The sequence below is a fragment of the Nostoc sp. TCL240-02 genome, from assembly GCF_013343235.1.
In the GTDB taxonomy this organism is placed as follows: Bacteria; Cyanobacteriota; Cyanobacteriia; order Cyanobacteriales; family Nostocaceae; genus Nostoc.
The window spans coordinates 3202422-3227735 of record NZ_CP040094.1; the positions used below are offsets into that span (position 1 = coordinate 3202422).

General features: G+C 40.5%; 22 protein-coding genes and 1 pseudogene. 15 read left to right on the forward strand and 8 right to left on the reverse strand.

Annotated features, from left to right (window positions below; translation table 11 throughout):
• The first annotated feature begins 75 nt into the window (after positions 1 to 75).
• Entirely contained in the window at positions 76 to 2178 is a 2103-nt protein-coding gene (locus FBB35_RS13630; protein ID WP_217481712.1) for a DUF4157 domain-containing protein, read from the forward strand.
• 355 nt (positions 2179 to 2533) lie between these two features.
• Here the strand turns inward: FBB35_RS13630 and FBB35_RS13635 are convergent, their stop codons facing one another.
• From FBB35_RS13635 to FBB35_RS13650, 4 genes are all read right to left on the reverse strand, one after another.
• Positions 2534 to 3178: an FHA domain-containing protein gene (locus FBB35_RS13635; protein ID WP_174710066.1), complete on the reverse strand. Its 645-nt coding sequence runs from the start codon at positions 3176 to 3178 to the stop codon at positions 2534 to 2536.
• On the reverse strand, positions 3150 to 5288 hold the full coding sequence (locus FBB35_RS13640; protein ID WP_174710067.1) for a substrate-binding domain-containing protein: 2139 nt from the start codon (positions 5286 to 5288) through the stop codon (positions 3150 to 3152). Before FBB35_RS13640 ends, FBB35_RS13635 begins: the two co-directional genes overlap by 29 nt.
• 111 nt (positions 5289 to 5399) lie before the next feature.
• A complete protein-coding gene (locus tag FBB35_RS13645; RefSeq protein ID WP_174710068.1) occupies positions 5400 to 6080 on the reverse strand; it encodes a response regulator transcription factor in 681 nt (226 codons plus the stop codon).
• 91 nt (positions 6081 to 6171) lie between these two features.
• Positions 6172 to 7146, reverse strand: a complete 975-nt coding sequence (locus FBB35_RS13650; protein WP_254625943.1) for a sensor histidine kinase KdpD — start codon at positions 7144 to 7146, stop codon at positions 6172 to 6174.
• Between the two features lie 817 nt (positions 7147 to 7963).
• On the opposite strand from FBB35_RS13650, the gene FBB35_RS13655 reads away from it, so the two are divergent.
• From FBB35_RS13655 to FBB35_RS13700, 11 genes are all read left to right on the forward strand, one after another.
• On the forward strand, positions 7964 to 8803 hold the full coding sequence (locus FBB35_RS13655) for a Pvc16 family protein (protein ID WP_174710070.1): 840 nt from the start codon (positions 7964 to 7966) through the stop codon (positions 8801 to 8803).
• 30 nt (positions 8804 to 8833) lie between these two features.
• A complete protein-coding gene (locus FBB35_RS13660) occupies positions 8834 to 10495 on the forward strand; it encodes a phage tail sheath C-terminal domain-containing protein (RefSeq protein WP_174710071.1) in 1662 nt (553 codons plus the stop codon).
• A 147-nt stretch (positions 10496 to 10642) separates the two neighbouring features.
• The gene (locus FBB35_RS13665) at positions 10643 to 11098 is read left to right on the forward strand and encodes a phage tail protein (RefSeq protein ID WP_012407860.1); all 456 of its coding nucleotides are present in this window, start codon (positions 10643 to 10645) and stop codon (positions 11096 to 11098) included.
• A gap of 106 nt (positions 11099 to 11204) precedes the next feature.
• On the forward strand, positions 11205 to 11699 hold the full coding sequence (locus FBB35_RS13670) for a phage tail protein (RefSeq protein ID WP_041565926.1): 495 nt from the start codon (positions 11205 to 11207) through the stop codon (positions 11697 to 11699).
• Between the two features lie 11 nt (positions 11700 to 11710).
• A complete protein-coding gene (locus FBB35_RS13675; protein ID WP_174710072.1) occupies positions 11711 to 12058 on the forward strand; it encodes a hypothetical protein in 348 nt (115 codons plus the stop codon).
• 70 nt (positions 12059 to 12128) lie between these two features.
• Positions 12129 to 12602, forward strand: coding sequence for a phage tail assembly protein (locus FBB35_RS13680; RefSeq protein ID WP_254625944.1), 474 nt, complete (start codon positions 12129 to 12131; stop codon positions 12600 to 12602).
• Positions 12566 to 12748, forward strand: a complete 183-nt coding sequence (locus FBB35_RS35785; protein WP_368041845.1) for a DUF6760 family protein — start codon at positions 12566 to 12568, stop codon at positions 12746 to 12748. The genes FBB35_RS13680 and FBB35_RS35785 overlap by 37 nt, the downstream gene beginning before the upstream one ends.
• Positions 12745 to 14736 (forward strand): FHA domain-containing protein, encoded by a 1992-nt coding sequence (locus FBB35_RS13685; RefSeq protein ID WP_174710073.1) that lies wholly within the window; start codon positions 12745 to 12747, stop codon positions 14734 to 14736. The genes FBB35_RS35785 and FBB35_RS13685 overlap by 4 nt, the downstream gene beginning before the upstream one ends.
• 158 nt (positions 14737 to 14894) lie before the next feature.
• Positions 14895 to 17075, forward strand: a complete 2181-nt coding sequence (locus FBB35_RS13690; protein WP_174710074.1) for a CHASE2 domain-containing serine/threonine-protein kinase — start codon at positions 14895 to 14897, stop codon at positions 17073 to 17075.
• A 622-nt stretch (positions 17076 to 17697) separates the two neighbouring features.
• A complete protein-coding gene (locus FBB35_RS13695; protein ID WP_174710075.1) occupies positions 17698 to 17916 on the forward strand; it encodes a hypothetical protein in 219 nt (72 codons plus the stop codon).
• 360 nt (positions 17917 to 18276) lie between these two features.
• A complete protein-coding gene (locus FBB35_RS13700; RefSeq protein ID WP_174710076.1) occupies positions 18277 to 19005 on the forward strand; it encodes a hypothetical protein in 729 nt (242 codons plus the stop codon).
• Between the two features lie 72 nt (positions 19006 to 19077).
• Here FBB35_RS13700 and FBB35_RS13705 read toward each other — a convergent pair whose 3' ends face one another.
• The 4 genes and pseudogenes from FBB35_RS13705 to FBB35_RS13720 all read right to left on the reverse strand — a co-directional run bounded on the left by FBB35_RS13705 (position 19078) and on the right by FBB35_RS13720 (position 22031).
• The gene (locus FBB35_RS13705) at positions 19078 to 19854 is read right to left on the reverse strand and encodes an MGMT family protein (protein ID WP_174710077.1); all 777 of its coding nucleotides are present in this window, start codon (positions 19852 to 19854) and stop codon (positions 19078 to 19080) included.
• Positions 19855 to 19878: 24 nt separating this feature from the next.
• Positions 19879 to 20545: pseudogene (locus FBB35_RS13710) on the reverse strand (PAP/fibrillin family protein).
• Between the two features lie 88 nt (positions 20546 to 20633).
• Positions 20634 to 21344, reverse strand: a complete 711-nt coding sequence (rpiA, locus tag FBB35_RS13715) for a ribose-5-phosphate isomerase RpiA (protein WP_174713641.1) — start codon at positions 21342 to 21344, stop codon at positions 20634 to 20636.
• Positions 21345 to 21644: 300 nt separating this feature from the next.
• The gene (locus FBB35_RS13720; protein WP_174710078.1) at positions 21645 to 22031 is read right to left on the reverse strand and encodes a hypothetical protein; all 387 of its coding nucleotides are present in this window, start codon (positions 22029 to 22031) and stop codon (positions 21645 to 21647) included.
• Positions 22032 to 22285: 254 nt separating this feature from the next.
• Here FBB35_RS13720 and FBB35_RS13725 point away from each other — a divergent pair, with 254 nt between their 5' ends.
• From FBB35_RS13725 to FBB35_RS13735, 3 genes are all read left to right on the forward strand, one after another.
• Complete coding sequence (locus tag FBB35_RS13725) at positions 22286 to 22867, forward strand: restriction endonuclease subunit S (RefSeq protein WP_174710079.1); 582 nt, start codon at positions 22286 to 22288, stop codon at positions 22865 to 22867.
• Positions 22864 to 24330: an N-6 DNA methylase gene (locus tag FBB35_RS13730; RefSeq protein ID WP_174710080.1), complete on the forward strand. Its 1467-nt coding sequence runs from the start codon at positions 22864 to 22866 to the stop codon at positions 24328 to 24330. The genes FBB35_RS13725 and FBB35_RS13730 overlap by 4 nt, the downstream gene beginning before the upstream one ends.
• Positions 24331 to 24612: 282 nt before the next feature.
• Positions 24613 to 25287 (forward strand): S-layer homology domain-containing protein, encoded by a 675-nt coding sequence (locus FBB35_RS13735; protein ID WP_174713642.1) that lies wholly within the window; start codon positions 24613 to 24615, stop codon positions 25285 to 25287.
• Positions 25288 to 25314 lie beyond the last annotated feature (27 nt).

Here is a 25314-nt window from a genome sequence, read left to right on the forward strand (position 1 = left end):
GCGATCGCAGTATTTTAGATATTAGTAACAGCAAAATATTTATCTAACTACTGCTTGGGCATCTGGAGAAGAATAATGAGAGAACACGTCAGCCGGCAGAAAAAAACTACTACAGGCTTCTCAATTCCATCCCTGAAACACCCTACACCGGGCTTTGGTTTAATTTCACGCCAAGCGGTTCCTGAAGTACAACCACTCCATCAACCCGTTACTCACGATATAAGTCGAATACCACTGCGTAGCCAAGCAAAACTCTCAATTAGCCAGCCTGGAGACATTTATGAACAGGAAGCTGATAGCGTAGCACAGCAGGTAATGCAAACAATGGCGCAACCTGGAAATGGCCAGTCTATCCAACGAGAAGCATTGCCAGAAGATGAGGAAGAATTACAAATGAAATCTCTGGACAATAGCACATTACAACGAGAAGCATTGCCAGAGGATGAGGAAGAATTACAAATGAAACCTCTGGACAATAGCACATTGCAACGAGAAGCATTGCCAGAAGATGAGGAAGAATTACAAATGAAACCTCTGGACAATAGCACATTACAACGAGAAGCATTGCCAGAGGATGAGGAAGAATTGCAGATGAAATCTCTGGACAATAGCACACTGCAACGAGAAGCATTGCCAGAGGATGAGGAAGAATTACAAATGAAACCTCTGGACAATAGCACACTGCAACGAGAAGCATTGCCAGAGGAAGAAGAAGAATTGCAGATGAAATCTCTGGACAATAGCACATTGCAACGAGAAGCATTGCCAGAGGATGAGGAAGAATTACAGATGAAGCCGATGGTGCAGCGTCAGGCTGAGGCTGGGATGGAAGCTGCGCCTGACCTGGAAGCATCCATTAACCAAGCTAGGGGGGGTGGACAGGCGATCGCAGACAATATCCGCGAACCGATGGAGGTGGCGTTTGGCGCAGATTTCAGTGGGGTAAAAGTTCACACGGATGGTCAATCTGACCAGTTGAATCGGTCAATTCAGGCGCGTGCTTTTACAACAGGGCAGGATGTGTTCTTTCGTTCGGGAGAATATAATCCAGGGAGTCGCGGCGGTCAGGAGTTATTGGCGCATGAGTTAACCCATGTTGTACAGCAGAATGGTGGGGCTGTGCAGCGATCACCCTTGTTCCCAGAAGAGTTACAGCGATCTACCAAGCCAGAAGAGTCAGAACTACAAGCTCAATCAACCCTACAACATCGAGGAGCCATAGGAGGCAAAGTTGTACGGAAGGTTAACGATGAGGGAAAGAAAAAAATAGCGGGCGAACAGGGGGAAACCCCTGGCGAATACGAATATATGTCCGATGCGGGGGTGGGTATGATCAAGGAAAGAGACAGTATAATCACCCTATCCACATTGCCAAGCAGTCTGTGGGAATTGAGAGACACAGCGCGACAGGAAAACGCGCAATCCCCTAGGGCAAGTATTGTGCAACGGCAAATATACTACGGTCAGAAGGCATCCGCGCGACAAGCTAATGTAAGCAAAATCAGGGATAACGATTTGGGAATACGAGCTGTGATTGATCAGTGGGCGACGAGCAATGAAGCGGATTATTATTTTACGGATCAGGTGGAACTGATAAAAAAAGCAGGGGAAGTGGCCACATCACGACTTTTGTCGCAACAAGGGAAGTTACCAGACGTAACAGGACTTAATCTCGAGAACACTAACAAAAAAATAAATGATTATGTAGCTCACCAGATCGGACCTGGAAATGTGACAACGGTTAATTATAACCATGTACAGACATGGGCAGATTGGTATTTTTCTCAAATAGAGTATCAAAACAATAAAACGCAAGGATGGCACGGGAACCGAAATAGCTGGCTGCCTGGAGCCCCGACCGACGATGGAAAAGCAACCCGGTATGTGGAGTTTCGCCGACCGGGGGCTTATGGAGAAAACGAGAGAACCAAGCTTGAGAGGTGCATTTTCGATATTATAGAACAAAGATGTTGGCCAAACGCCCACTATGATGGCGGGTACGTTGAGATAACAAATGTCCCGGCCACGATAACAAATAAACTGATGTGGATGGCGTGGGGTAGCAGTAATGGTATGAGAGACCATTGGAAATCGATGAATCCCCAACCCGCCGCGGCTGGTAATTTGGCGGCACGGAATCGAGCAATCCTAGACTCTATGAGGCAAGCCGGTTTGTAAGCGTAATTGCCGTTCTTATAGGGTGCGTTAACTGAAAGTACGGCTGGGTTGGGGAACGAAACCTAACAAATCACCATCACAATGTGTAGTGCGATCTCTTAAGATATCAACAAAGTGCGATCGCCCAATCTTGTAGAGACTGTCTTAATAGTCTTGCTATCGCTCGTGTATGAAAATTAATTTAGTGCGATCGCCCCATCTTCTAAATTCTTGTGGCGTGCATTAACCAATTGCAGTATCAAACTCAGGTTAATTTATTGTGACTCTCGCCAAAATTGAAGGGTAGTTGATCGATCAACTACCCTATGAAATTTGACAGCTTTTTGCAACCCTAGTGCATTAGCAAAAAGTTTTACTACACAACATATATCGTAAAATTAACTAGATTATCCTGACCAAATCTCAGTACATCACCATTAAGCAGACGATATTGCATACCCGGAGTTAGAGGATTGTTGTTTAAATAAATACCATTTGTACTCATATCAACAATCATGTATGCATTTTGCGACCAGTCCCAATCGACTCGCGCATGACGACGAGAGACTATTCCCTCACTGGGAATGCCAGTCAAATCAATTTCTGGCGGCGCTATTCCTGGACTCTGACTGCGACGACCAATATAACCTCCTTCCCCAACAAGGTGAAATTCTCTGCCGGTAGTATGAATCAGCTTTAAGGCTGGCGCTCTTTGAGGCGGAGGGACATAAGCAGGCGGTGTTGGTTGATAAGAAACTCGTGGCTGATAGACTGTTGAATAATCAACGGGAGGCTGTTGGGGAGGTTGGTAATTAGGTTGCTCTGTAGGTGGTCGTTGATACTGAGCAGGTGGTTGACTAGGTTGTTGCTGAACAGGCGGTGGTTGACTAGGCGGTTGTTGTGGTGTTGAGGAAACTACATTACCCACAGGAGTGGAACACCAGGGACAAACCTTAGCATTGTTAGGCAGGGCGCGGTTAAAATATTCGCAACTAGGATTGGGGCACCGATTTGCAGGCATAGGAATTTATATCATCAGGCATAGGTTGTAAAGCTACGAGACCTACTTTACTAAGTAAACACTGACCCTGACGAGTGGTTAGCATCTGAGCAAATGTAGAACCACCAGGCAGGCGACTGGTGTCTTTAGGGTACACTACAAAAAGAGGGTATCCCAACGGGTAGCTTTGGAATGTTGTGACATCAACATAATAATCATCATGTTGACACAAATCATCTGAGGGATTAATTGAGCGGCGATCGCGCCGTTGAAACAGAGGTTGAATCGCTGATTTTTTGCCATCTGCGATCGCAAGCGGATAGCCTGTACACTGACTCGAGGTTTTACTGATAATGCCAAAGCTGATAATACCAGTGGTTCGCCCTTCTAGAGTCTCACTACGAATTTGATTTTGGGTTTTTGTTGTATCAAGTTTAGTAACATTTGCTGCAAATAAAGCTTCGTCTTGAGGGACATTTTTGAGAACTATTTCTTGAAATTTACTGATTGCCTCCGGTTCTGTTGGGGCAAAAGGTTTCACAGCTAAATTTGGAAGTTTCGGACTAATTTGTTGCCAATTGGTAATTTTACCTGTGTAAATTTGACGCAATTGCTCAAGACTTATTTGTCCTCCAAGAGCATTAGCAAGATTTGAATCTCTCTTATTAAATGCTACAAAAACAAGTAATCCATCATAAGCAACTTGTTTTTTAGAAAGTTTATCTGTGATGTTCTCTACCAAACTAGTAATTGCAAAATCTTTTTTGTTTGTTTGGACTTCTTCGATACTTTTAATCGGATTATTTAAGTTTGATGACAAAACAGGCTCATAGTTAAATGTTGCTGTTGCATCTGGCTTTGGTCTGGTCAATAAATCTCCTAAACGACTATTGTCTACTGGTTGTGTTAAAACATAACTCCATGTACTGTCCTTTTCTCCTGTGTAAGTAAATTGTCCGGCAGGAACATTGGGGACTTCGGAGAAATTTCGTACAAGTTTAGACCATAATATATATTGATTAGGATTATCTGTTTTCTTACCCAGAAGCCAATACAAAATTCCGCCGCCGAGTAGTAATAAAGCCAGAATTCCTATCAGGATTAAAGGCATTGGTAAACGCTTCTCTATGACTTGAGAATCTGGCGATCGCACTGAATTTTTGCCACTATCTTCTTTGGGAAGTTGCAGCAGTGCTTGACGAGCCGTTTCCGCATTCTCGAAAGGAGTTTCTAGACCAATGAGGCGATAAATAAACTGCTTTAAATGGCTATCAGTATCTGGCCATTGCTGATTATCTCTAGGATCGAGAGGCTGGTTTGATAAAAAATTAGTTGTTCGTCCTGCCCATAAATAAAAGGCTAGCAATCCTAATGATTCTAAATCTTGCTCAGGTCTGGTGGGCGCGGGTTGAGGAATAATCGGTGGAATAAATAAGTTTTCCCAGGTCGCTAAATCGCAAAAATATATAGAGAATTTTTGATTATTTTCTATTTTAATTAAAGTACTATCTAAACTTATATTGCCGTGAGTTATCCCCAGTTGTACTTGATTTGAAGGAAAACGCAGCTTTTGGGTGTGGAGAAACTGGAGAGTTTGCAAACCTTGATTTAGTACTTCCCGCACATCAGGAGATGTCATTGCGCCCTTCTCTATGAGATATTTCCCTAAAGTTTGGGATGACTCTATGCCTTGAGTAATTAAATAACAGCGTTCTCCTTTTTCATCTGCGATCGCTTCTTTAGTTTCTACAAGACGGAAGTTTTGAATTCGACTATCAGCTAAACTTACCCCACCTACCCGTTTAAAAGTCTCTTTGCGTTTCAGAGTCTCGCTTTCATTAAAACAACGATTGGGTAGTAGGTATTCTTTAATGATGACAGGCTGTTTATCTTTAAGTTGAACACCTGAGTATAAGCGGCCTAAACCCCTTACACCAATAAAACTAGCTATTTTATAAGTTCCCTGACTTCCTTTAATCTCAGCCTCCTGTGGTAAAGTTGCCGGAAAACCACATTCCAAGCAAAACTTAGCCCCCTTGATTTGCTGCGCGGTTTGGAAAGGGCGATCGCAACTTAAGGGAGAATTGTACGAACAGGGGTATTGTTGATAAAAAGATTCAAATGAAGGCATATAAACAATTCATAATTCAAAATGACGCTTGCAGACTCGCTCTAAGCGTTCGCATAGCGTCTCGTAGAGAAGCCATGCCGCAGGCTTTACGCTGCACTAACAGAAAACCTATCAAGCGTGAACTAATCCTAACTTGAGGGCTGCTACAATAGCTTGAGTCCGACTAGTAACCTTCAATTTTTCAAAAATACTGGTGAGATGCGCCTTAACAGTAGCAACTGTTACATATAAATGTTTAGCGATTTCTTCATTAGAAGCACCTTGAGTTAACCAGTATAAAACTTCTTGCTCTCTTTCGGTTAAATGCACCTCATGACACGCTTTTAGACAAGAGTCTGAATAAGCCTGAAAAAACCGAAAAAATCGACTAGCAACTTCTGAAGGCAGATAAATTTCCGATCTTGTAACAGTCTCAATTGCCTCACACAATTGTGTTGCCACACGGTTTTTAAATACATAACCTGCGGCTCCCGCCTGCATTGCTCTAAAAATCCAGTCATCTTCTTGATGAGCCGACAACACTAAAACCTTCCCAGTGTAAGCAGTTTCCCTAAGACGTGCCAGAACTGTAATTCCATCACATCCCTTCAATTGCATATCCAGCAAAATTAAATCTGGACACTTCTGGGCTGTAAACTTTAAAACCTGCTCCACAGAATCTGCATCACCCATAACTTCTATAGGTAACGCAGAATTAATACTATAGAAACTGAGAAGAGTACGTAATCCTTGGCGGAACCGTTCTTCATCATCTACCAATAAAACCGAAAGTTTCTTATTATCATTAGCCATCTTTTTAATTACGAATTACATTAGCGTAGCGGTAGCGAGTCCGCGTTCGCGCAGCGTCTTGTAGCGAGAGAGCGTCATTACAAATTACGAATTAATTCCCCCTTCTTGTCCGAGGCAAAATTACAGAAAATTGCGCTCCCCTTTCTGATAAAGCTTGTGCCCAAATACTGCCTTGATGATCCAAAACGATTTTTTTAGCAATAGTTAAGCCTAGTCCTGTACCTCCTTTACGCCGAGAATAAAATGGGGTAAATACTTTTTGTAGATCCTCTTGAGATAATCCTGATCCTTGATCTGAAACTTTCATTAAAACTTCATCTTGAAAAATTTGCCAGCTACAGGTAATGGTTCCTGAGTTAGGACTGAAATGAACAGCATTACTGAGGATATTATCAAAGACTTGTTTCATTTGTAATTTGTCCATGTTCAGTATCGTTGATGTATCGGGAATCAATATTTCAACTTTTTTCTGATTAATTAAAGGTTGTAAATTTGTGATACTTTCAACGAACAAACTTCTTAAATCTTGAGGTTTTACCCTTAATTTTGCTCCTTGTCCACAATCAATAAGCTCATTTAAATTAGTATCTAAATCTTGTATACTTTCCCTAACGATCGTTGCTTGCCCTTGCCAAAGGCTATCCTCTAAACCTAGGCATAAGTTATGTGCATACAATCCTATAAGCCCTAGAGAGTTACGCAATTGATGACCTATCCGATGCAAGATATCTTCTAAAAGTTGAATTTCAGTTTTTTGTCTTCCATAGTCTAAGTAGATATCTACATACTTACTCAAAAGTATAGCAGAGCGTTTTACATATAATTGCAAACTCTCTGACAGAGGTTTATGAGTAATGATTTGAATGTATTCAGGTTTTTGATTTCTATAGGCGATAGGGCAAATGTAAGAAATAGATGAAAAATCTTTCAGCTTAAATTCATGCAAAGTCAAAGCAGGCGGAAAATCTGTCAGCCATGCTTCTGAACGTAAATAAGCTAAAGTTTTCGGGGAAAAAGGAGCTTGGTCTTGACCATAATTGATAACTTCCTGATGATTTTTCAGCAAGCAATCATAATAGACAATCCGAGCGAAAAAAATTGGATATTGACTAGTTAACTGCTGAGACTCTAGCTGACAAAAGCTCTGAACATCTGAGGAATTCAAATAATTCGAGCCATTCTCTAGTTTTTGTACAGAAAAGCCTAGTGTCATAGCTTCACTCGCTTTTTGCAACCAAATATTTTACTCTTCTGCTAATCAGTATAAAATTATGCAGCCTCAGTAATGTTTATTTTTTTATTAAGTTATCTTCTTGGATGCTTAATACAAAGAATTATTAAGTTTATATTCATAGGCACTTCTCGTTTACTTAAGTATTTATAGGTACGTAGCGTTTTTATTTATTACATTAAGACAAGTATTGTGAGGATAAGCATATCGCTCGCCCCACAAGACAAAATGTAGTGCGTCCGATTAATAACTGCCCCAGACTAATCTACAAACTGAAATTGCTGCTTTTCGGATTTTTGAAAATCTAATATCTTCCTGCCCTCCATCATTTAGAGAAGGAGAGCAGGAGGCAGGGGGATGAGGGGGACAAGGAGGACAAGGAGGACAAGGAGGACAAGGAGGACAAGGAGGACAAGGAGGACAAGGGGAGAACTTATTCAACAAGTCTCTCTCTTGTCTCCCCTCTCTTCCTTGTCCCCCCTATCTCTTATCAATGCCCAATACTTCTCTACGAGAGGCTGCGCCAACGGCTTCGCTCAGTACAAGTTCCCGATTCCCAATTGAAAAAATATCGACAAAAGTCTAATTAACTTTAGAAGGCTGATACATATACTGTAGATGCATCTGGATTAGCTACCAGCAGAACACCTTCATGCTTATCTTCGTTCTTCAAACTTTAGCCGATATTCTAGCTGGAGGAACCTCACTTACCAGTACAGAGCAAATTGACTTTAGCCATCCTGGTAATCGTAGGGAAGAGGGAGCAGGCCCGACTCTCAATTTATACATTTTTGATATACGTGAGAGCAAGCAGGTACAACATTCTGGTAGGCAAGTTGAACGCAAGCTAACACGCGCTCTACAACCTGCCACTGTAAATTGGGCACCGGCTTGGTTTGATGTTTCACTGCTATTAACAGCCTGGGATAGAACAGCTTTAGGGGAGCATCACTTTATCAGTGAGGCATTGGCTGTGCTGTTGCGCCATCGCACCTTGGAAGAGGAGTTTTTAGTTCCTGAATTACGGGGCTATGGTAATTTGAACATGACAGTTGCCCTAGAGCCGCCAATTGAAATTGGCTCTTTATGGAGCGCTCTCAATGTGCCATTGCGTTCAGCCTTATATCTGACAGTTACAATCCCCTTCGAGCCACAACCTACTCCAGTACCTTTGGTTTGGGAGCGGATTTTCAATTTGCGAAATCAATTGTCTCGTGATAGCGACAGTCTAGTATTAACCAGGCGAGTTGCGATCGCGGGTATTGTCAAAAGTGCGGTGACAAATCTGCCGTTGGTAGCGACAGAAGTAGCTGTGAGGGGAACTGAAAAATCCATATTAACCACTAAAGAAGGGCTGTTCTTTTTTGAAGACCTTCATTTAGGTAATTATGTTTTGACTCTGAATCATCCTGGCTATTTACCCCAAAACGTCAATGCATTGGTAGATAACCAAAGTAATACTTTCAAAGAAATATTTCTAACTCCTGAATAATTAGCTTTTTACTGACTTGGAGAGACTTTCATGGCTAGACTTGATTACTTTGCTCCTGGTGTCTATATCGAAGAAATCGACCGAGGTAGCCGACCAATTGAAGGTGTTAGCACGGCAGTTGCCGGATTTGTAGGCTTTACAGAAGACGTTCGCGGTGGGGCTGAGTTATACAAGCCCATGCTAGTAACCACTTGGACGCAATACTTAAACTATTTTGCTCGTCCCAACTCTGACGGCTTCACCGACTTCAACGCCTATTTACCATTTTCAGTCTACGGCTACTTTATGAATGGTGGCGGTCGTTGCTGGGTAACAAGTATTGGCACTCAATTACCAGGCGCACCCAGACCAGCAACTCCAGAACCGGCTACCCTTAGAATCAACTCTAGAGGTAATCGTCCAGCCCTCCGCTTTACTTTGCGTCCTGAGCAAGCATCAGGCGGATTGGTAAATCTCGTCATTATTGATGGTTCACCCCGGGCCCTACCGGAAGGTACTGAAGGAGAAGCGCCTCCAAATACGGGTGAATATTTCACCATTCAAATTCGTCGGGGAGATGAACTTTTAGAGCAATATGAAAACTTGAGCATGAACCGCGAGCCTAATGCTCAAGTTGCAACTTATGCGCTGGCAGCATTGAGAAATTCGATGTATGTCACTGTAGAAGACATCACTCAAAGTGGACAGCCTTTAGCTCGTCGCCCCGTTAATGGTCAATATGAACTAGCGCCGCCCATTGTTGCTGCCCCACCCGATAGATTTTCGCAAAATTTAGAAGGGGTTCGAGACGATCGCACCGGGGTACGCGGTATCTTTGAAGTTGATGAAATCACAATGCTGGCTTGTCCTGATGTGATGCGGGCTTATCAAGAGCAGGTACTGAATTTAGATCAAGTCCACGGCATCATCGAACTGATGATTAGTATGTGCGAGGGTTCTGCCAGTGGCGATATTCCCAATCCGCCCAACCGCATGGTTGTACTTGATGCGCCACCGGATGCCGTCAAACCTCAGCAAGTAGTGGAGTGGTTGAATAGATTTAACCGTCGTTCGATGTTTGCGGCCCTTTATTATCCTTGGATTAAAGTACCTAATCCACGCGATCGCGGTAATCCAATTTTAGTACCTCCTTGTGGCCATGTGATGGGTGTTTGGGCCCGCACCGACGAAACCAGAGGAGTTTATAAAGCGCCTGCAAATGAAGTTCCCAGAGGCGTAATTGGTTTGGGCTATGAAACAAACTTCCGCGAACAAGAACTATTAAACCCCTTGGGGATAAATTGTATTCGCAGCTTCCCCAACCGAGGTATCCGCATTTGGGGCGCACGCACTCTAGTTGAGCCAGATAAAACAGAGTGGCGTTACATCAGTGTGCGTCGGTTAATTAGCTATATCGAAAAATCCCTAGAACTGGGGACTCAGTGGGTAGTTTTTGAACCGAACGACCAAGATTTATGGGCGCGTGTCACCCGCACCGTCAGTAATTTCTTAGAGCGTATTTGGCGTGAAGGTGCTTTATTTGGCGCGTCTCCAGCACAAGCATTTTATGTGAAGTGTGACGAAGAATTGAACCCACCAGAAACCAGAATTTTAGGACGTTTATATATTGAAGTCGGTGTTTGTCCAGTCAGACCGGCTGAATTTGTTGTTTTCCGCATCAGCCAATGGAATGGCATTGAAGATAGCGAATAGGGCATTGGGCATTGGGCATGGGGTATTGGTCAATAATTAATAGTTCTTCTTCCCCTGCTCCCCCTGCCTCCCCTGCTCTCTACTCCCCCATTCCCCATTCCCAATTCCCAATTCTCAAATTAATCACACACAAAGGAGTCCAAAAGTATGGCAGGCGAATTTTTAACCTCTTGTAAATTTTACTTTGAGGCTGACGGCATTACTGATAAATTCATCAAAGAAATTAGTGGCTTAGGCGTTGAGAATACTCCAGCGCAAGAAGTCCACGGTTCATCTAAAGGCGCTAAACTAATGCGTCAAGCTACACCAACTGTTGTCAAATTTACCAATATTACAGTAAAAGTCATCGCCACTGATGATATAGACCTTTATAAATGGTATCAAGACTGTAACGAAGACATGGGAGACCCTCGGAAGTGGTCACAGAAGCGTAAAACTGGTTCAGTGGTTGCTTATGACCAACAAGGCTCTGAAAAAGCACGCTGGAACATTGTCAATTGTTATCCCTGTAAATACACGGGGCCTACCTTAACCGCCTCTGGTGGTGATATGGCGAATGAAACAGTTGAATTGGTTCACGAAGGAATTAAACGAATCAAATAATCGTAATTATGTAAAGCCTGCGGCATAGCTTTGCTTAGAGCGTAGCGGTAGCAAGTCCGCAAGCTTCATTACGAATTACGAATTACGAATTACGAATTATTTAACAGTGGTACAATCCGCAAGCCGAATTCCAGAAGTTCTTACGGCCCATCGGTTCTATTTAGAACTGACACTAGAAGGTCAAAACGATGCCAATTGCTTCTTTTTGGAGTGTCAAGGCTTCAAAAGAACACAAGAGGTAATTGAAATTTCTGAAGTTACTTCTCAAACCTGGGGTAAAAAAGGGCAATCAAAAGGCCAGGTGGTGAGAACTAAGCTTCCTAGCAATCCTAAGAGTGGTAATCTCACTCTGCGTAGAGGTACTACCAACTCTATGGATTTTTGGAAGTGGTTTGAAAAAGTTGAAAAAGGTAATTGGTCTGAGCAACGTAGACTTGTTGCTTTGTCTATTTATAATCAGGCAAATCAAGAAATAGCTAGATTTGAATTAGCCGGTGCTTGGCCTGCAAGTTACAAGATTGCCGATGTTAACGCCCGCAGCCATGACATCGAAATTGAGGAAGTGGAGGTTGCTTTTGAGGAATTTAAACGTGTGAAGTAATTAGGAGAAGTATGTTTCCCACAGAGTTTGAATTTACATTGCCAAAGGGGTATCTAGACTCTGAAGGCAACCTCCACCGCAAAGGTGTAATGCGGTTATCAACGGCGATAGACGAGATTGCACCCTTGCGTGACCCACGTGTTAAAGCTAATCCTGTTTATGCCACAATTATTATCTTGTCACGAGTGATTACTCACTTGGGTGCTTTATCAGAAGTGACTCCTGCAATAGTAGAAAACTTTTTTGCCCAAGATTTAAATTACCTCCAAGATTTTTATCGGCGAATTAATGGCTTGGAAGGTGAAACTTCCATACCAGAAGATACAATAAACGCCCCCGAAGCACTCCTTCATAATTGAATTGGGCATGGGGCATGTGGCATGGGGCATAGGGATATGAGGGAGATGAGGAAAATGGGAAAAAGAACTATTGATTATTTTGCCCAATGCCCAATTCCTAATTCCCAGTCCCCAATCCCCAGTTCCCAATCCCCAGTCCCCAATCCCCAGTCCCCAAATTATGCCCCGTAAAAAGGATACTCTCTCCACAGAATTTGCCTTCACTCTTCCTAGAGGATTGAGTGATAGCGAACACCGGATACATCGTCATGGGGTGATGCGTTTAGCCACCGCTAAAGATGAAATTTTGGTGCAACAAGAGCGCAGAGTTCAAGAAAATCCAGCTTACGGTGTTTTGGTAATGCTTGCACGGGTTATTACTCGCTTAGGCAGTCTTAATTCTGTTAGCCCTGATTTACTTGAAGAACTTCTTCTACATGACATTGCCTATCTCCGAGAATTTTATAATCGAATCAATCAGCAAGGCGATGTACATATTCCGACACAATGTCCCCGTTGTAATACTCAATTTTCGGTGGAGCTAGAACTAGCGGGGGAGTCGTAAGCTACCCCTCTGATACTTTATATGAGGAGGTAGCTTTTATTGCTTATCATTTCCACTGGTCACAAGATGATATTTTAAATTTAGAACATACTACCCGTCAGCGCTGGGTAACAGAAATCAATAAAATTAACCAAAAATTAATATGAAAGTAAAAGTTAGCTACTCACCAAATCTAAGTGAAGTCAATGAAGTTGACCTGACCACAGAAACTCCAACGAGAGGAGAATGGTTAATAGGTCGTTCTCCTGATTCTGATTTAGTCTTAGACAGTCCTGATATTAGTCGGGTACATGCTAAGTTTTTTGTTAAAGCTGGAAATTACTACTTCTCTGACCTTGGCAGTAGAAATGGCTCAATATTTAATGGAAAACAAGCCGAAAAAGATCGACCATATTCTTTGAGTGATGGAGATATTATCAGGATTGCAGATTATGTTTTGATTTTGGAAGCAGTTGCTCCTGCTTATGAGCAACCAGAGACAGTCTTTAGAATTATAGACCCTTCACTGTTTTCTCGGCCGCGATCGCCTGAAAATATCAGCGCTGCCAATGTTGTTAATCCATCCCCAGAAGTAGTTAGCGAAGTTCCAGCGCCTATTACTCCCGAATTAGAAACACCTTCTCCAGAAGTCAGCGAAACCTCCGAAGTTGTTGCTACTCAAAGTGATGATGTCATTCCAGTTGTTGAGGTAATCGCCCCTGAAAACATCATTCAGTCACCAGAAGCAGTTAGCGAAGTTCCACACGATGTCCATGATGAAATTGTAGATTTGCAATCAGTTGCGCCAGAAGTTAGTGCAGATGTTGAAGAAGTAGAGGTTCCAGAAGTTAGCGAAACCTCAGAAGTTTCCTCTACTTTAGCCGATGATGCGATCGCAGCACCTGAAAATATCATCGAAACTTCTGAAGAGGAAATTACACTTCCAGAAGTCACTCACGATGAGATTATAGACTTTCAAACAGCACTGGCGACAGAATCTACTTTCGTGCAACGGCGTGATATAAGTAGCATTCCCGAAGCTACTGACCATGAAGATGCAGAGTTAGAAGCAGCATTAGAAGCAGAAGTCACCTTCGTACAGCCACGTGATATTTTCCACCAAGTTCCTGCAACCTCCCATGAGGATGCAGAGTTAGAGGCGGCGCTGGAAGCAGAAGTCACCTTCGTACAGCCGCGTGATATTTTCGGCGAGGTATCTGATGAAGAAAGTACCGTTCTGGAAGTTACTCATAATGAAAATGAAGTAGTAGGTTTAGATACACCAGTCGCAGAAGAAGTCAGTTTAGAGTTTGGCGAATTTGTTAATGAAGTTACTGAAGAAGAGGAGATTCAGCCGCAAGAACCATTGAGCCAAGCCACACAAGATATCAATGATGAGTTAGTAGATTTAGATATTTTATTTACGGCAGAAGACAGCACAAATATTGACAAAGTAGAACCTAGTTTCGCTGTTAATGAAACAGGAGGCGAAGTTTCTGAAGCATTGACGGAGCCTGATAATATCGTTGCAGAAGTTTCTAGCAATCAATACATTGATTTGAATAATCCAACTACAGAAGAAGCCAGCGTAAATGTTGATGATGTTGTTCTAGTAAGTGAAGTTTCGGAATTAGCTGATATTCAATCTTGGGAAACAACAGAAAGTGAAGCTCCTGAGAGTGTCAGTCAAACTATTGAAGAGGTTCCTGAAGTAGAAGCGACTCAATTTGATGAAACTCCAGAAGAAATAAATGTAAGTGAGCCTCCCCAAGTGATTATTGAAAGAAACATAGTACTCATCGCTCACGAGAGCAAGAAATCAGAACTTGCTGAATTTGTTTCTCAACATCAGGAATTTTTCTCACAGAGCTTTACAATTACCTGGCCATCTGTTGGCGAAGTCTTACATCAACAAGCAGGAATAACTATTAGTCAGCAAACCCCCGCACCAATTTCTGGAGGATATCAAACAATTGCTTCATTGGTTGGAGCAGGAGAAATTTTAGCAGTTATTTTCCTGAGAGATTTGCTGCAACCTCAGCCTGGTCAGGCAAATGAAGAAGCACTGCTTAGATTATGCACTATTAATCAAGTTTTGCTGGCAACTAATTTGCCAACAGCAGAAGCGATTGTGCATTATCTTAAACATATATAGCCCTACTTAATCATTCGTGAGTAACAAGATCCCCGACTTATTAAAGAAGTTGGGGATTTGCGTATTTCGAGAAAAGTTGCAAATTGCATAGAATAATTTCAATGAGGAAAATTAGGGTAAAAAATATGTATATTTTAAAATAAAACTTATCTAGAGAAATGCTTACAAACTTAAAAAGTTTATTTAGACAGCCAGTTATTCTTTCAAGTGCGATCGCTACAATTTTACTAGTAGGCATTCAAAAACTTGGGGTTTTCGAACCTCTAGAAATGAAGGTCTACGACCAAATGATGCAATTACGTGCCGACCCAGGCCCAGACTCTCGTCTATTGATTGTTGCTTTAACTGAAAAAGATATTCAAAAATGGAATTGGCCCCTATCTGGCGAACTTCTAGACCGACTATTGGGCAAACTTGAAGGTTATGAACCGCGAGCCATTGGTCTAGATATTTTCCGTGACTTACCTGTACAACCTGGTCATGAAAAACTACTGCAACGCCTACAACAGAGCGATATCATCATTCCTATCTGTAAACATTCTGGTTCTAACAATCCGGGAATAGCAGCCCCAAAGGGGGTTGAAGCAGAACGAGTAGGATTTAATGATGTAGTAGAAGATACTGACGCGACAATTCGTCGCAACCTATTATTGGTAAGTGCAGAAGAGTCCGATTCCTGTCAAAGTACTTATTCTTTTAGCTTACAACTAGCACTTAAATATTTAGAAGTTGGAGGCATCCAACTAAAATTTACCCCAAAAAAAGAACTACAACTCCGAGATACTGTATTTAAACCACTCCAAAGCAACGCTGGCGGTTATCAGAAAGCGGATACAAATGGCTATCAAATTTTGCTTAACTACCATTCTGGTCATCAGATTGCCCAGCAAGTAACTATTACAGAAATACTTGAAAATCAAGTTAAACCAGATTTGGTGAAAGACCGCATCGTTTTAATTGGTTCAACAGCTAATAGTTTAAATGATATTTTTAACACGCCATTTGCTACTGGTAAGTCAGATAATTCCGGCAAAATGGCAGGAATTGAAATTCATGCCCACAGCGTTAGTCAAATTCTCAGCGCTGTTCTTAACAAACAGCCACTATTTTGGTTTCTACCTGAATGGGGTAAAGTCTTGTGGATATGGGGATGGACTGTAATTGGTGGGTTGCTGGTATCGCGGATTCAACATCCACTAGGCTTAGGACTAGCAGGAGCAACAGCCCTTGCAGTCTTATTTGGAGGCAATTTTGTCATTTTTACCCAAGCTGGATGGTTCCCGGTAATACCTCCGGCTTTGGGGTTAGTATTTACCGCCGGGAGTGTTCTTGCTTATAGTGCTTATAAAACGAAACAAGAGCAAAAAGAAATTACCCAACGGGTTCAAGAACACCAACAATTAATTGTGGAATTGCAAGGTCTTTTACGGCAGCGCGGCGATGCCTCAAATGAAGCACCAACTGTAATTGCTGATTCCATCGGGCAAGAAATTTCATTAGGAACTCTACTAAACAACCGCTACAAAATTACTCAAGGCTTGGGTTCTGGAGGATTTAGTAATACTTATTTGGCTGATGACATCCAGCGTCCTGGTAATCCGCAGTGTGTGGTTAAACAGTTGCGTCCCCCCCGCCAAGATGCAGAATATTTAAATGTCGTCAGACGATTATTTGACGCTGAAGCACAAATTTTAGAAACCTTGGGTAAGCATCCACAAATCCCTCAACTTCTAGCTTTTTTTGAAGAGAATCGGCAATTTTCTCTAGTGCAAGAATTTGTTCGAGGGCACGCTATGGACAAAGAAGTAACCTCTGGAAAGCGACTAAAACAAGCTGAAGTTGTGGAAATGCTCAAAGAAGTTTTACACGTACTTGTTTTTGTTCACAGCTATGGTGTAATCCATCGAGATATTAAACCTAGTAACTTGATTAGACGAGAATCAGATCAACACATTATTTTAATTGATTTTGGCGCTGTTAAGCAAATTCATCCTCAGCAGCAAGAAGCTCAGACTATTTCAATTGGTACGCCTGGTTATGCACCTTCTGAGCAAATGAGCGGTTTGCCAAAACTCAACAGCGATATTTATGCGTTGGGAATTATGGGAATTCAAGGTTTAACTGGGGTAGATCCTAGAGAATTTCACAGAGATATAAATACTGGTGAAATAATTATTGAAGGTGAAGCTGATGCCAATCAACAGACTTGGCAACATTGGCGCGAACTAACTGACGCTACAAACGAGTTAGTTATTATTTTAAATAAAATGGCGCATTTCGATTTTATTCAACGATATCAGTCAGCAGCAGAGGTTCTCAAAGCTCTCGAAAGTCTTTAGTAATATGTTATGTAGCGTTTCCTAGGCAAATGAGGTAGACCCAAACTTTTTTACCAAGCTTAGTAACTTTGAAAACATACTTCACTAGACCAAGAACCACTAGATCGTTTATTAACATCGGACTACAAGTCACTGACAGCGCTGCATAAACCTTGAGATTATCTCAGTTAAATACATATCTGTTCAAGTTTATCCTGAACTTTGCTCCCGATATATTAACCAACACAGCATCAGCGATGAAACTCTTTCCCTCGCTTAATTTTGTCCATATTGTTAATTCTAGTGTCTTACCTAGAATCGCTCGAACTGAAATAGCCACTCACAGCAAGAGTTGCACATCAATCAACTCTCATACTTTACGTAGCCATTCCACAAATATCAATTACCTTAAACCCTTTGATACTGCTGTTATTGCTTATCACATGATAGGTCTTAGCAACTTTGAATGATCCGTGGAATAGTTTCAATTTTTTAGTTCTTGCACTCCATTAGCTCATCCTAATGGGTGAGGGATAAATCAACCGATCGGGTAATCTGAATGCAGGAAGTTAAGACAGATAAAAAATAAGACTCTATTACCTAAGAACACTAATTACACTTTACTTTAACTAAATAGAACCTTATGAAACTTTCTATCTTGATAGATTCTGTACTTATTGTTACTTCGATTGCTTTATTGCCTGGAATGGGTGGCACTCAAATAGTTACTCACAATAGTGGCAAACCTATAGCTGTCAACTCTAACAATTTACCCAATCATTCTACAAACGTCAGCTACCCCATACATTTTGATGTTGCATTTCTAGCTCATCAAGGAGGAAAAGCTTCTGTTTCCCCTTAATCATCATCCCATTACCAAAAATTACTTTAACCCTTCCAACCTTGGAGGGGTTTTTAGTTGATGCTTGCTGCCCTTTCCCGAATGCAGCTTTTCATATTTCTCCCAGAGAAAAGCGCGATCGCACCATACACAGTATGTTTATTTCTATAATGCTTGTATAGCAGCACTTTCGGCTATGTCACAAACCCTCTGATTACCCTGCTCCCACTGTAGCGCAGCCTCTCACACTTCAGAAAAAAGGGGCGGGTAATAAATTATTTACTGTTCTATCGAATTAACGTTGTTAAGTTACTCAGCAGGTGTAGTTCTCACCTCCAAGCTGTGTTAAATATTGTGACGCGAAACAGGAGTATAGATACGTTGCTAAAGCTTTCTCCAGAATCTCCTCTATTTTTTGTCTTAATTATTATTAGTTTTTTAATAGTAACTTTGTCAACTTGGTTATCATCTAAACCATTTATTTTAAAACCTTTTGGGTTGAATGATATTATCCAAATACTCACATTACAGTTATTTATCTCTTTATTATTAGAGCGTTCTTTAGAAGTTTTTATAACTACTTGGCGGGGCCCATTCGTTGAACAATTAGATATTAGTATTCAGCAAGAAAAGGCTCTTATATCCGAGAAACTAAGACTTATAGAAGTCCAACAAAAACAGTTTCCTTCTTTTGAATCAAATCAAACCATTGGGCTACCACCTGAAGGAATGAGTTTAGAACAGCAAATTATCCAGAATTTTACGCAAAACCAACAGGAATCATTAAAAATATTCAAGCCACAAATGGATAATTTAAATGAAAAAGAGCGCCAAAAGACAGCTTATAAATCTGATACACGAGTAATTGCTCTATGGACATCCCTTTTATTTGGTCTTTTAATGAGCGCAATAGGTATTCGCTCAATTGAGCCACTTGTAGTTCTTGATTTCGATAATCCAATCCAAGTAATTATTTTTCGTTGTTTAGATGCATTACTGACAGGAGGTTTAATTGCAGGAGGTAGCGAGGGAATTCATAAGCTCATAAAAGTTTTTATTGACTTTATGGAAGCTACATCTAAACAAATCAAAAATCAAGGATTATCTTAATGCAAGGAACCATTTTACTTTCCCTAATGCCAGATAATCTTGCAATTGCTATAATACTTAAATAATCAATATTTATGATAAATATATGTTGCAATCTTCCCATGAGTAATTATTAATATCTACGAAAGTTTTATTTAATTTATTAACTATATTTGCCTCTACCAAAACCTTAACTCCTTCAGTTTCCAATTTATTTTTTTGTTGGTTAACATAATTTATTAAAGAACCTTTAGAGTCTAATATTCTATGTACTGGATAATCAGTAACCGAGGTTTTTTTCAGGTATGTAGGAATAGCTCTTAGATAACTATTATCAACTCCTATAGCTTTAATTATCTGTTTATATGTAACTACTTTCCCACTGGGAATATTGATGATAAAATTTAGAAATCGTTCATAAGGATTTTCAGATAATGCTGGAAATTTATGAGCTTGAACCTGAAATTTACTACCAATTTGAATTTGACCTGATTGAGTAACTACGCCTAAGATTCCTCTTTTACCCTTGATGCTCTTAAATGATTCTACTAAGTGGGCTATTCGCTTACACGGTTCACAGTAAAAAGTTAGACGAATTGCCGCACCACTTTCAAAAGTTAGCAGAGATCCAGGAATAAATTTATCAAATCCTATACCTGTAACTACAATATTTTCTCGCAATTCTCCTGGTTGAATTGATAAGTCTAAAATATCTTCATACCTAACAATTAAAACTTGTCTAGGACTTATCGGATCGGCATTAATATCTTCTTCTATACCATGACCTAACTTTAAATTTAATGTTTTAAGCTCTACCATCGCAGAACCTGGTTTTACCTTAGTGGAAAGATGCGTTATTGAGAGAGCCATATTCATTCATCTGCGCGATCAATTTTAAATTGAAGAGGTGAAGTCAGGTAACTCATCAGATTTACTAAGAATGAATAAACTCCCATCTCCCCCACGGCCAATTCTTAAGGTTTCATCTAAATAAGTAATGTCTAATGTCGCAGTCCTGCTAGTAGGATTATTAGCTGAGACAACCTTAAATGGGTTGAGTTGAGGAGTATTAATACCAACAATTTCCTCAATCGATAGGTAGCGTTTGTCAAAATAAACGTTGAGGCGTTTTGTTAGCTAGAGGTTCTAAATCTTCTTTGGCTGGCTCAAAGCTAGCTGTCACTTTAACATATCCTGATACTATCCCCAGAGAATGTTTAACCTTAGCTAGATTGAAAAACAATTTATTTGCAGCATCAATTACTTGATAAACTTTACCCAGCTTTAAGCCCAATGGGAGAGAAACTAGAGAACGGATTTCTCTAGCAGTGGAGTATTGCAGTTGCCAAGCTCCGTCTAACAAATGAGTCGCGTTGATCAGAGGATTAAGATTCGGATTGACGCTCTCTAGTTCCGTCGTCAATTCTTCAATTTCTTCGGCTAAGGTTTTGTCTAGCTTCAAATCGGTAACAGGAGAGCCATCGCTCTTAGCTTGAATCTCCTCAAGCTTGACTTGTAATTTTTCCTTAAGCAAGACGTGGGCCAAGTAGCGCTCGCACATTTTAAATTAGTGTTTGGATGAACTGAACCTGCTGCTTAATTTTGGATTTTAGATGTCTCTAAAATCTAAAATCCAAAATTTATAACTCTTACAGTTGCCGCACTAATGGCTGACCATCTTTGACTTCACCAATCAAAACTAAATCGACACAGTTAACAAAAATACCATTTTCCAAAACACCAGGAATGTTATTCAATGTTTTTTCTAGGCTAACTGGATCTTCAATAGAGTCAAATCTGACATCTAAGACAAAGTTACCTTGGTCAGTGATCACTGGACCGGCTTTTTTGACACCCATACGGAGTTCTGGTTTCCCACCGAGTTTTTTAATGGCATTGGTTACAGGAGTAATTGCCATTGGAATCACTTCCACGGGTACAGCAAAACTAGAACCCAAGCGATCTACTAATTTACCACTATCTACTACGACGATAAACTGTTCTGCCAGGTAGTCTACGACTTTCTCGCGGGTATGTGCTGCACCACCGCCTTTAATCAAATTCTTCTGCGGATCAACTTCATCTGCCCCATCAATGGCAATATCGATGTGGTCAATAGAATCCAAGGTGGCGAGAGGGACACCATACTGCTTCGCCAGCACTTCTGACTGAAACGAGGTAGGTATGCCAATGATATCTTTAAGTTCACCAGACTTGAGGCGATCGCCTAAAAACTGAATCGTATATGCTGTAGTTGACCCCGTACCCAACCCCACAATGGAACCCGACTTAACTAGGGCTGCGGCGGCTTTGCCAACTTCTTGCTTCATCAACTTTACGGGATCTGCTGCTGCGGTCATTGCCAAAACTGCTCCATAAAACTTATCTAAGATGAACATAACCTAAGTTACACACCTTTTACTGTTTATTTCCAGCTTCATAAGAGAGCGTCAGCAACACTTTCTCGACTGGTGTTTTCGGTCAAGCCAAGCGAAATAAAAATACTTTTTCAAGTTTCAAGATACATTGAAACCTCTATTTTTAATAACACTACAGTTTTTACACTCAAAAGCTTGTGAATAATTTTTGCTGATGGAAATAGAACACCAAAGTGTCATTTATGAAAGATTTTGGTGTTCCATAGTGAAAATTATGAGACCTTAAGCAGGATATAGCGGGATACGATTACTCAGTTCTGGAAAACGCCGATGAACGTAAGCACAAAGCTGGTTATAACTTTTGCTTTGGAGTTTGTCCAAGTCTTTATAAGGGTCAAGTCCCTGACTCTTGGCGTGTTCTATGGTTATTGCCATAAGGATTTTACAAGCCTTAGCCTCAGTTTCAATTTTTTGTTGTGCCTCAGCCTCAGCCCTTTTTTGGCGTACAGCCTCAGCCTGATCTTGCTGGATATAGCTAATCCGCGCAAGAAATTCGACGGATTTGTTGAGAATCTCACGCCCGTCTTCTCGGTTAATCACCATAGATAAAAATGTCAGAGGGTCTGACTGAGATTCATCTGAGTTAGGATTATTCGGTGGAGAGATCATAAATTTTTCCTCAAATTAAATTGACGGTCAACAGGCAGTCCGCCTGACCGTTAATGGATGGACAACCAAATTACAAACCTTTGAAATTAAGACAACGCTGCTGGACTGGTACTCCAGCTAGCGTTTTTTTCATGGTTTTATAATCTGGTTGCGGATATTCTAGCAAGCTCTATGCTAGACTGCCAAGCAGTAAGTTTATTACTGCAATTGAAATAAGTAACTTACTGCTTATTAATAGATACTTTAGCAGATTTATGTCTCATTCAGTTCTGCCTCTTCAGAAAATAGGGGAAATATTCCAAGGAATTACACTTAGCCGTTATGCAGACGATAACGGTAGACCAGAGCGCGTTGTTAGTTTGTCTGATCTTGAGTACCTATACATTGAACGTAACCCAAATGTGGTTCATTTACGCTTATCTGACCTTGAGCGGTATCGAATAAAAACTGGCGATGTGGTGATTTCCAACCGAGGTACGCTCCTGAAAGCGTCAGTAGTTACAGATAAATTAGAAGGTAGCTTGGCGAGCAATAATGTGGCTGTTATTCGCCCCATTGTAGAAATCGATCCTGTGTATTTGGCAGTTTTGATGCGTTCAAAATGGCTAGAACAGCAACTAGCCACTTTATATTTGCAATCTTCTACCATTCAGTTGATTCCAATTTCTCAATTACGTAGTCTCAAGATTCCATTACCTAATTTGGAGACTCAAAATAAATTAGCTCAACTATTTTTAGCTACTGAACGAGCTAACCGTATTACCCTGGAAATTTTAGACACGCGAAATAATTTATCAGAATTTACTCTTTTTCAAACTTTGGAAGGACAGCAATGATTACTTTAGAATACTTAGAAGATAGACTTTGGACTGCTGCTAGTATCCTATGGGGGGTTTTTAGTAGTGATGATTATATTAACTATTTATTCAGGCTTCTGTTTCTAAAGCGATTATCTGATCTATTTGAGGAAGAATCTCACAAAGCCAAACCACGCTTTTTTATTCCTGCAATTTCACAGTGGAATTATTTACAGCAAATACCTGAAAATATTGGTCAGGCACTTAATGAAGCTGGTAGAGCTATTGAAAATTATAATCCAGGGATTAGAGAATTACAAAGAATTTTCATAAATTATAATTTTGAACATAGCCACAGTCAAGTTGATATTAAAAAGCAAGATCAAGTACTACGCCAATTAATATGGCATCTATCAGAGATTAAACTCCAAAATAAATATTTTGGTGAACCAGACCTATTAGGAAAAGCTTGTGAATACTTAATTTCACAATTCGCAGCTAATCTTGGTAAAAAATCTGGAGAGTTTTTTACTCCGCAGAAGGTAGCAGAACTGTTAGTAAGTCTGCTTGAACCCCAACCAGGAATGAGTATTTGTGATCCTTTTTGTGGATTTGGAGGTATTTTGACTGAATGTATCAAGCAAATTAAACATTTGGAAAATAAGCCAAATGATTTACTGCTTTATGGACAAGATATAAACCAGAATACTTTTAGCCTTGCCAAAATTAATTTACTTTTGCATGACATTTTTGATTTTGACATCCGCTTAGGAGATACTATCCGTGAACCACAACTAGTTGAAAACGGTAATTTAATGCTTTTTGATAGGGTAATTTCCAATCCTCCATTTAGCATCCGTAATTGGGGTGATGAGCTAGCTAAATTTGATGTTTATGGCCGCTTTCGTTATGGAATTCCTCCTAAAGGAAGTGGTGACTTTGCTTTTATTCAGCACATACTCGCCACACTCAAAAACACTGGCAAAGCTGGGGTAATAGTTCCACTTGGAGTTTTATTTCGTGGAGGTGCAGAAAGTGAGATTCGCAGAAGGATTATTGAATCTGACTTAATTGAAGCAGTAATTGGTCTTGCAGCCAACCTATTTTATGGCACAGGTATCCCTACGGCTATTTTGATTTTTAATCAGGATAAGGAAGAAGTCCGTAGAAATAAAATTTTGTTCATCAATGCTAGTAATGAATATCAAAAGAGCCGTAATCAAAATTATCTGCGTGAAGAAGATATCACTCATATCATCACAGCTTACCAAGCCTTTCAAGATGAAGAGGGATATGCTAAGGTTGTGGCTGTAGAAGAACTAGCGGCTAATGAATATATTCTCAATATCAACCGCTATGTCTTAACCCCCAAGGATGAAAAAGACAAAATTGATATTAAGGCGGAGATTCTCAAGCTGCGCGAATTAGAGTCTCAACGTGCTGAAGCAGAGAAGGATATAAATAAATACTTACGTCAACTAGGAATAAAATTAAGTGATTGATTAGAAGCGATCGCAAAATAAATTAGTTTGAAAAATAAGGGTTTCACCATACTTACACCTACCTAAAAAGGGCTAGGATGCATACCCTACTCAAAACTTTTTCAAATCAGCCTCACGCTTCATTTGATACTAGCAATATAAATGTATTACCTACAACAAGCAGATATGCAACATTGCCTAGCCGAAATTCGTCATTCATTAATTAACTGAGATTAAGTTTTGCGTTAACCTCAGTAACGTAGTTTTTTAAGTTCACATTAGCAGTTAAAAGTGCTTATCATGATGCGTCAGCTTTCAGTTACTCTATCTTTAATGGCACTACTACAAAACTTGCCAGCAATTGCTCAAGTACCAGAATCTAATTCTGGAATCCCAGCTGATTCCATTCAACAAGTAACTGCTGTCAAATGGATGACAAACTTTCCCGATGGCAAATTTTATCCAGAAAGATTGCTGAGTCGGGCAGAGTTAGCCTCGATTATGGTAAAAGCATTTCGCCTAGATAAAAGAGAAGCTGTTACCAAAGCAAATTTAACGATTCCAGATGTTCCTCGTTCTTATTGGGCATTTAATGATATACAGACAGTCTTAAAAACTGACATCATGAAAGGCTATCGGGGTAATGAGTTTTTCCCTAATCAAAAGGTGACAAAGGCGGAGGCTCTTGCTATTTTCGCTCAAGCTTATGGTGTATTTCAGTTTCCTGATGAGGCTGTTAATGAGATTCTGGCTTCACATCCAGATGAAAAGTCTATCCCAACTTGGGCTAGAAAAGCGATCGCTACAGTAGCTACAGAAGGATTTCTCAATACAGATGCTCAAGGAAATATTTCTCCATTAAAACCCGTTACCCGTGGAGATATGGCTTATGTATTGAGTAAATATTTACAACGACAACAGCGACAACCCGAAACACCAGAAGTTCCGATTATTCAAAATAGCCCACAATCACCTTAGTTAGACTTTATCTAGTTAGACGACCTG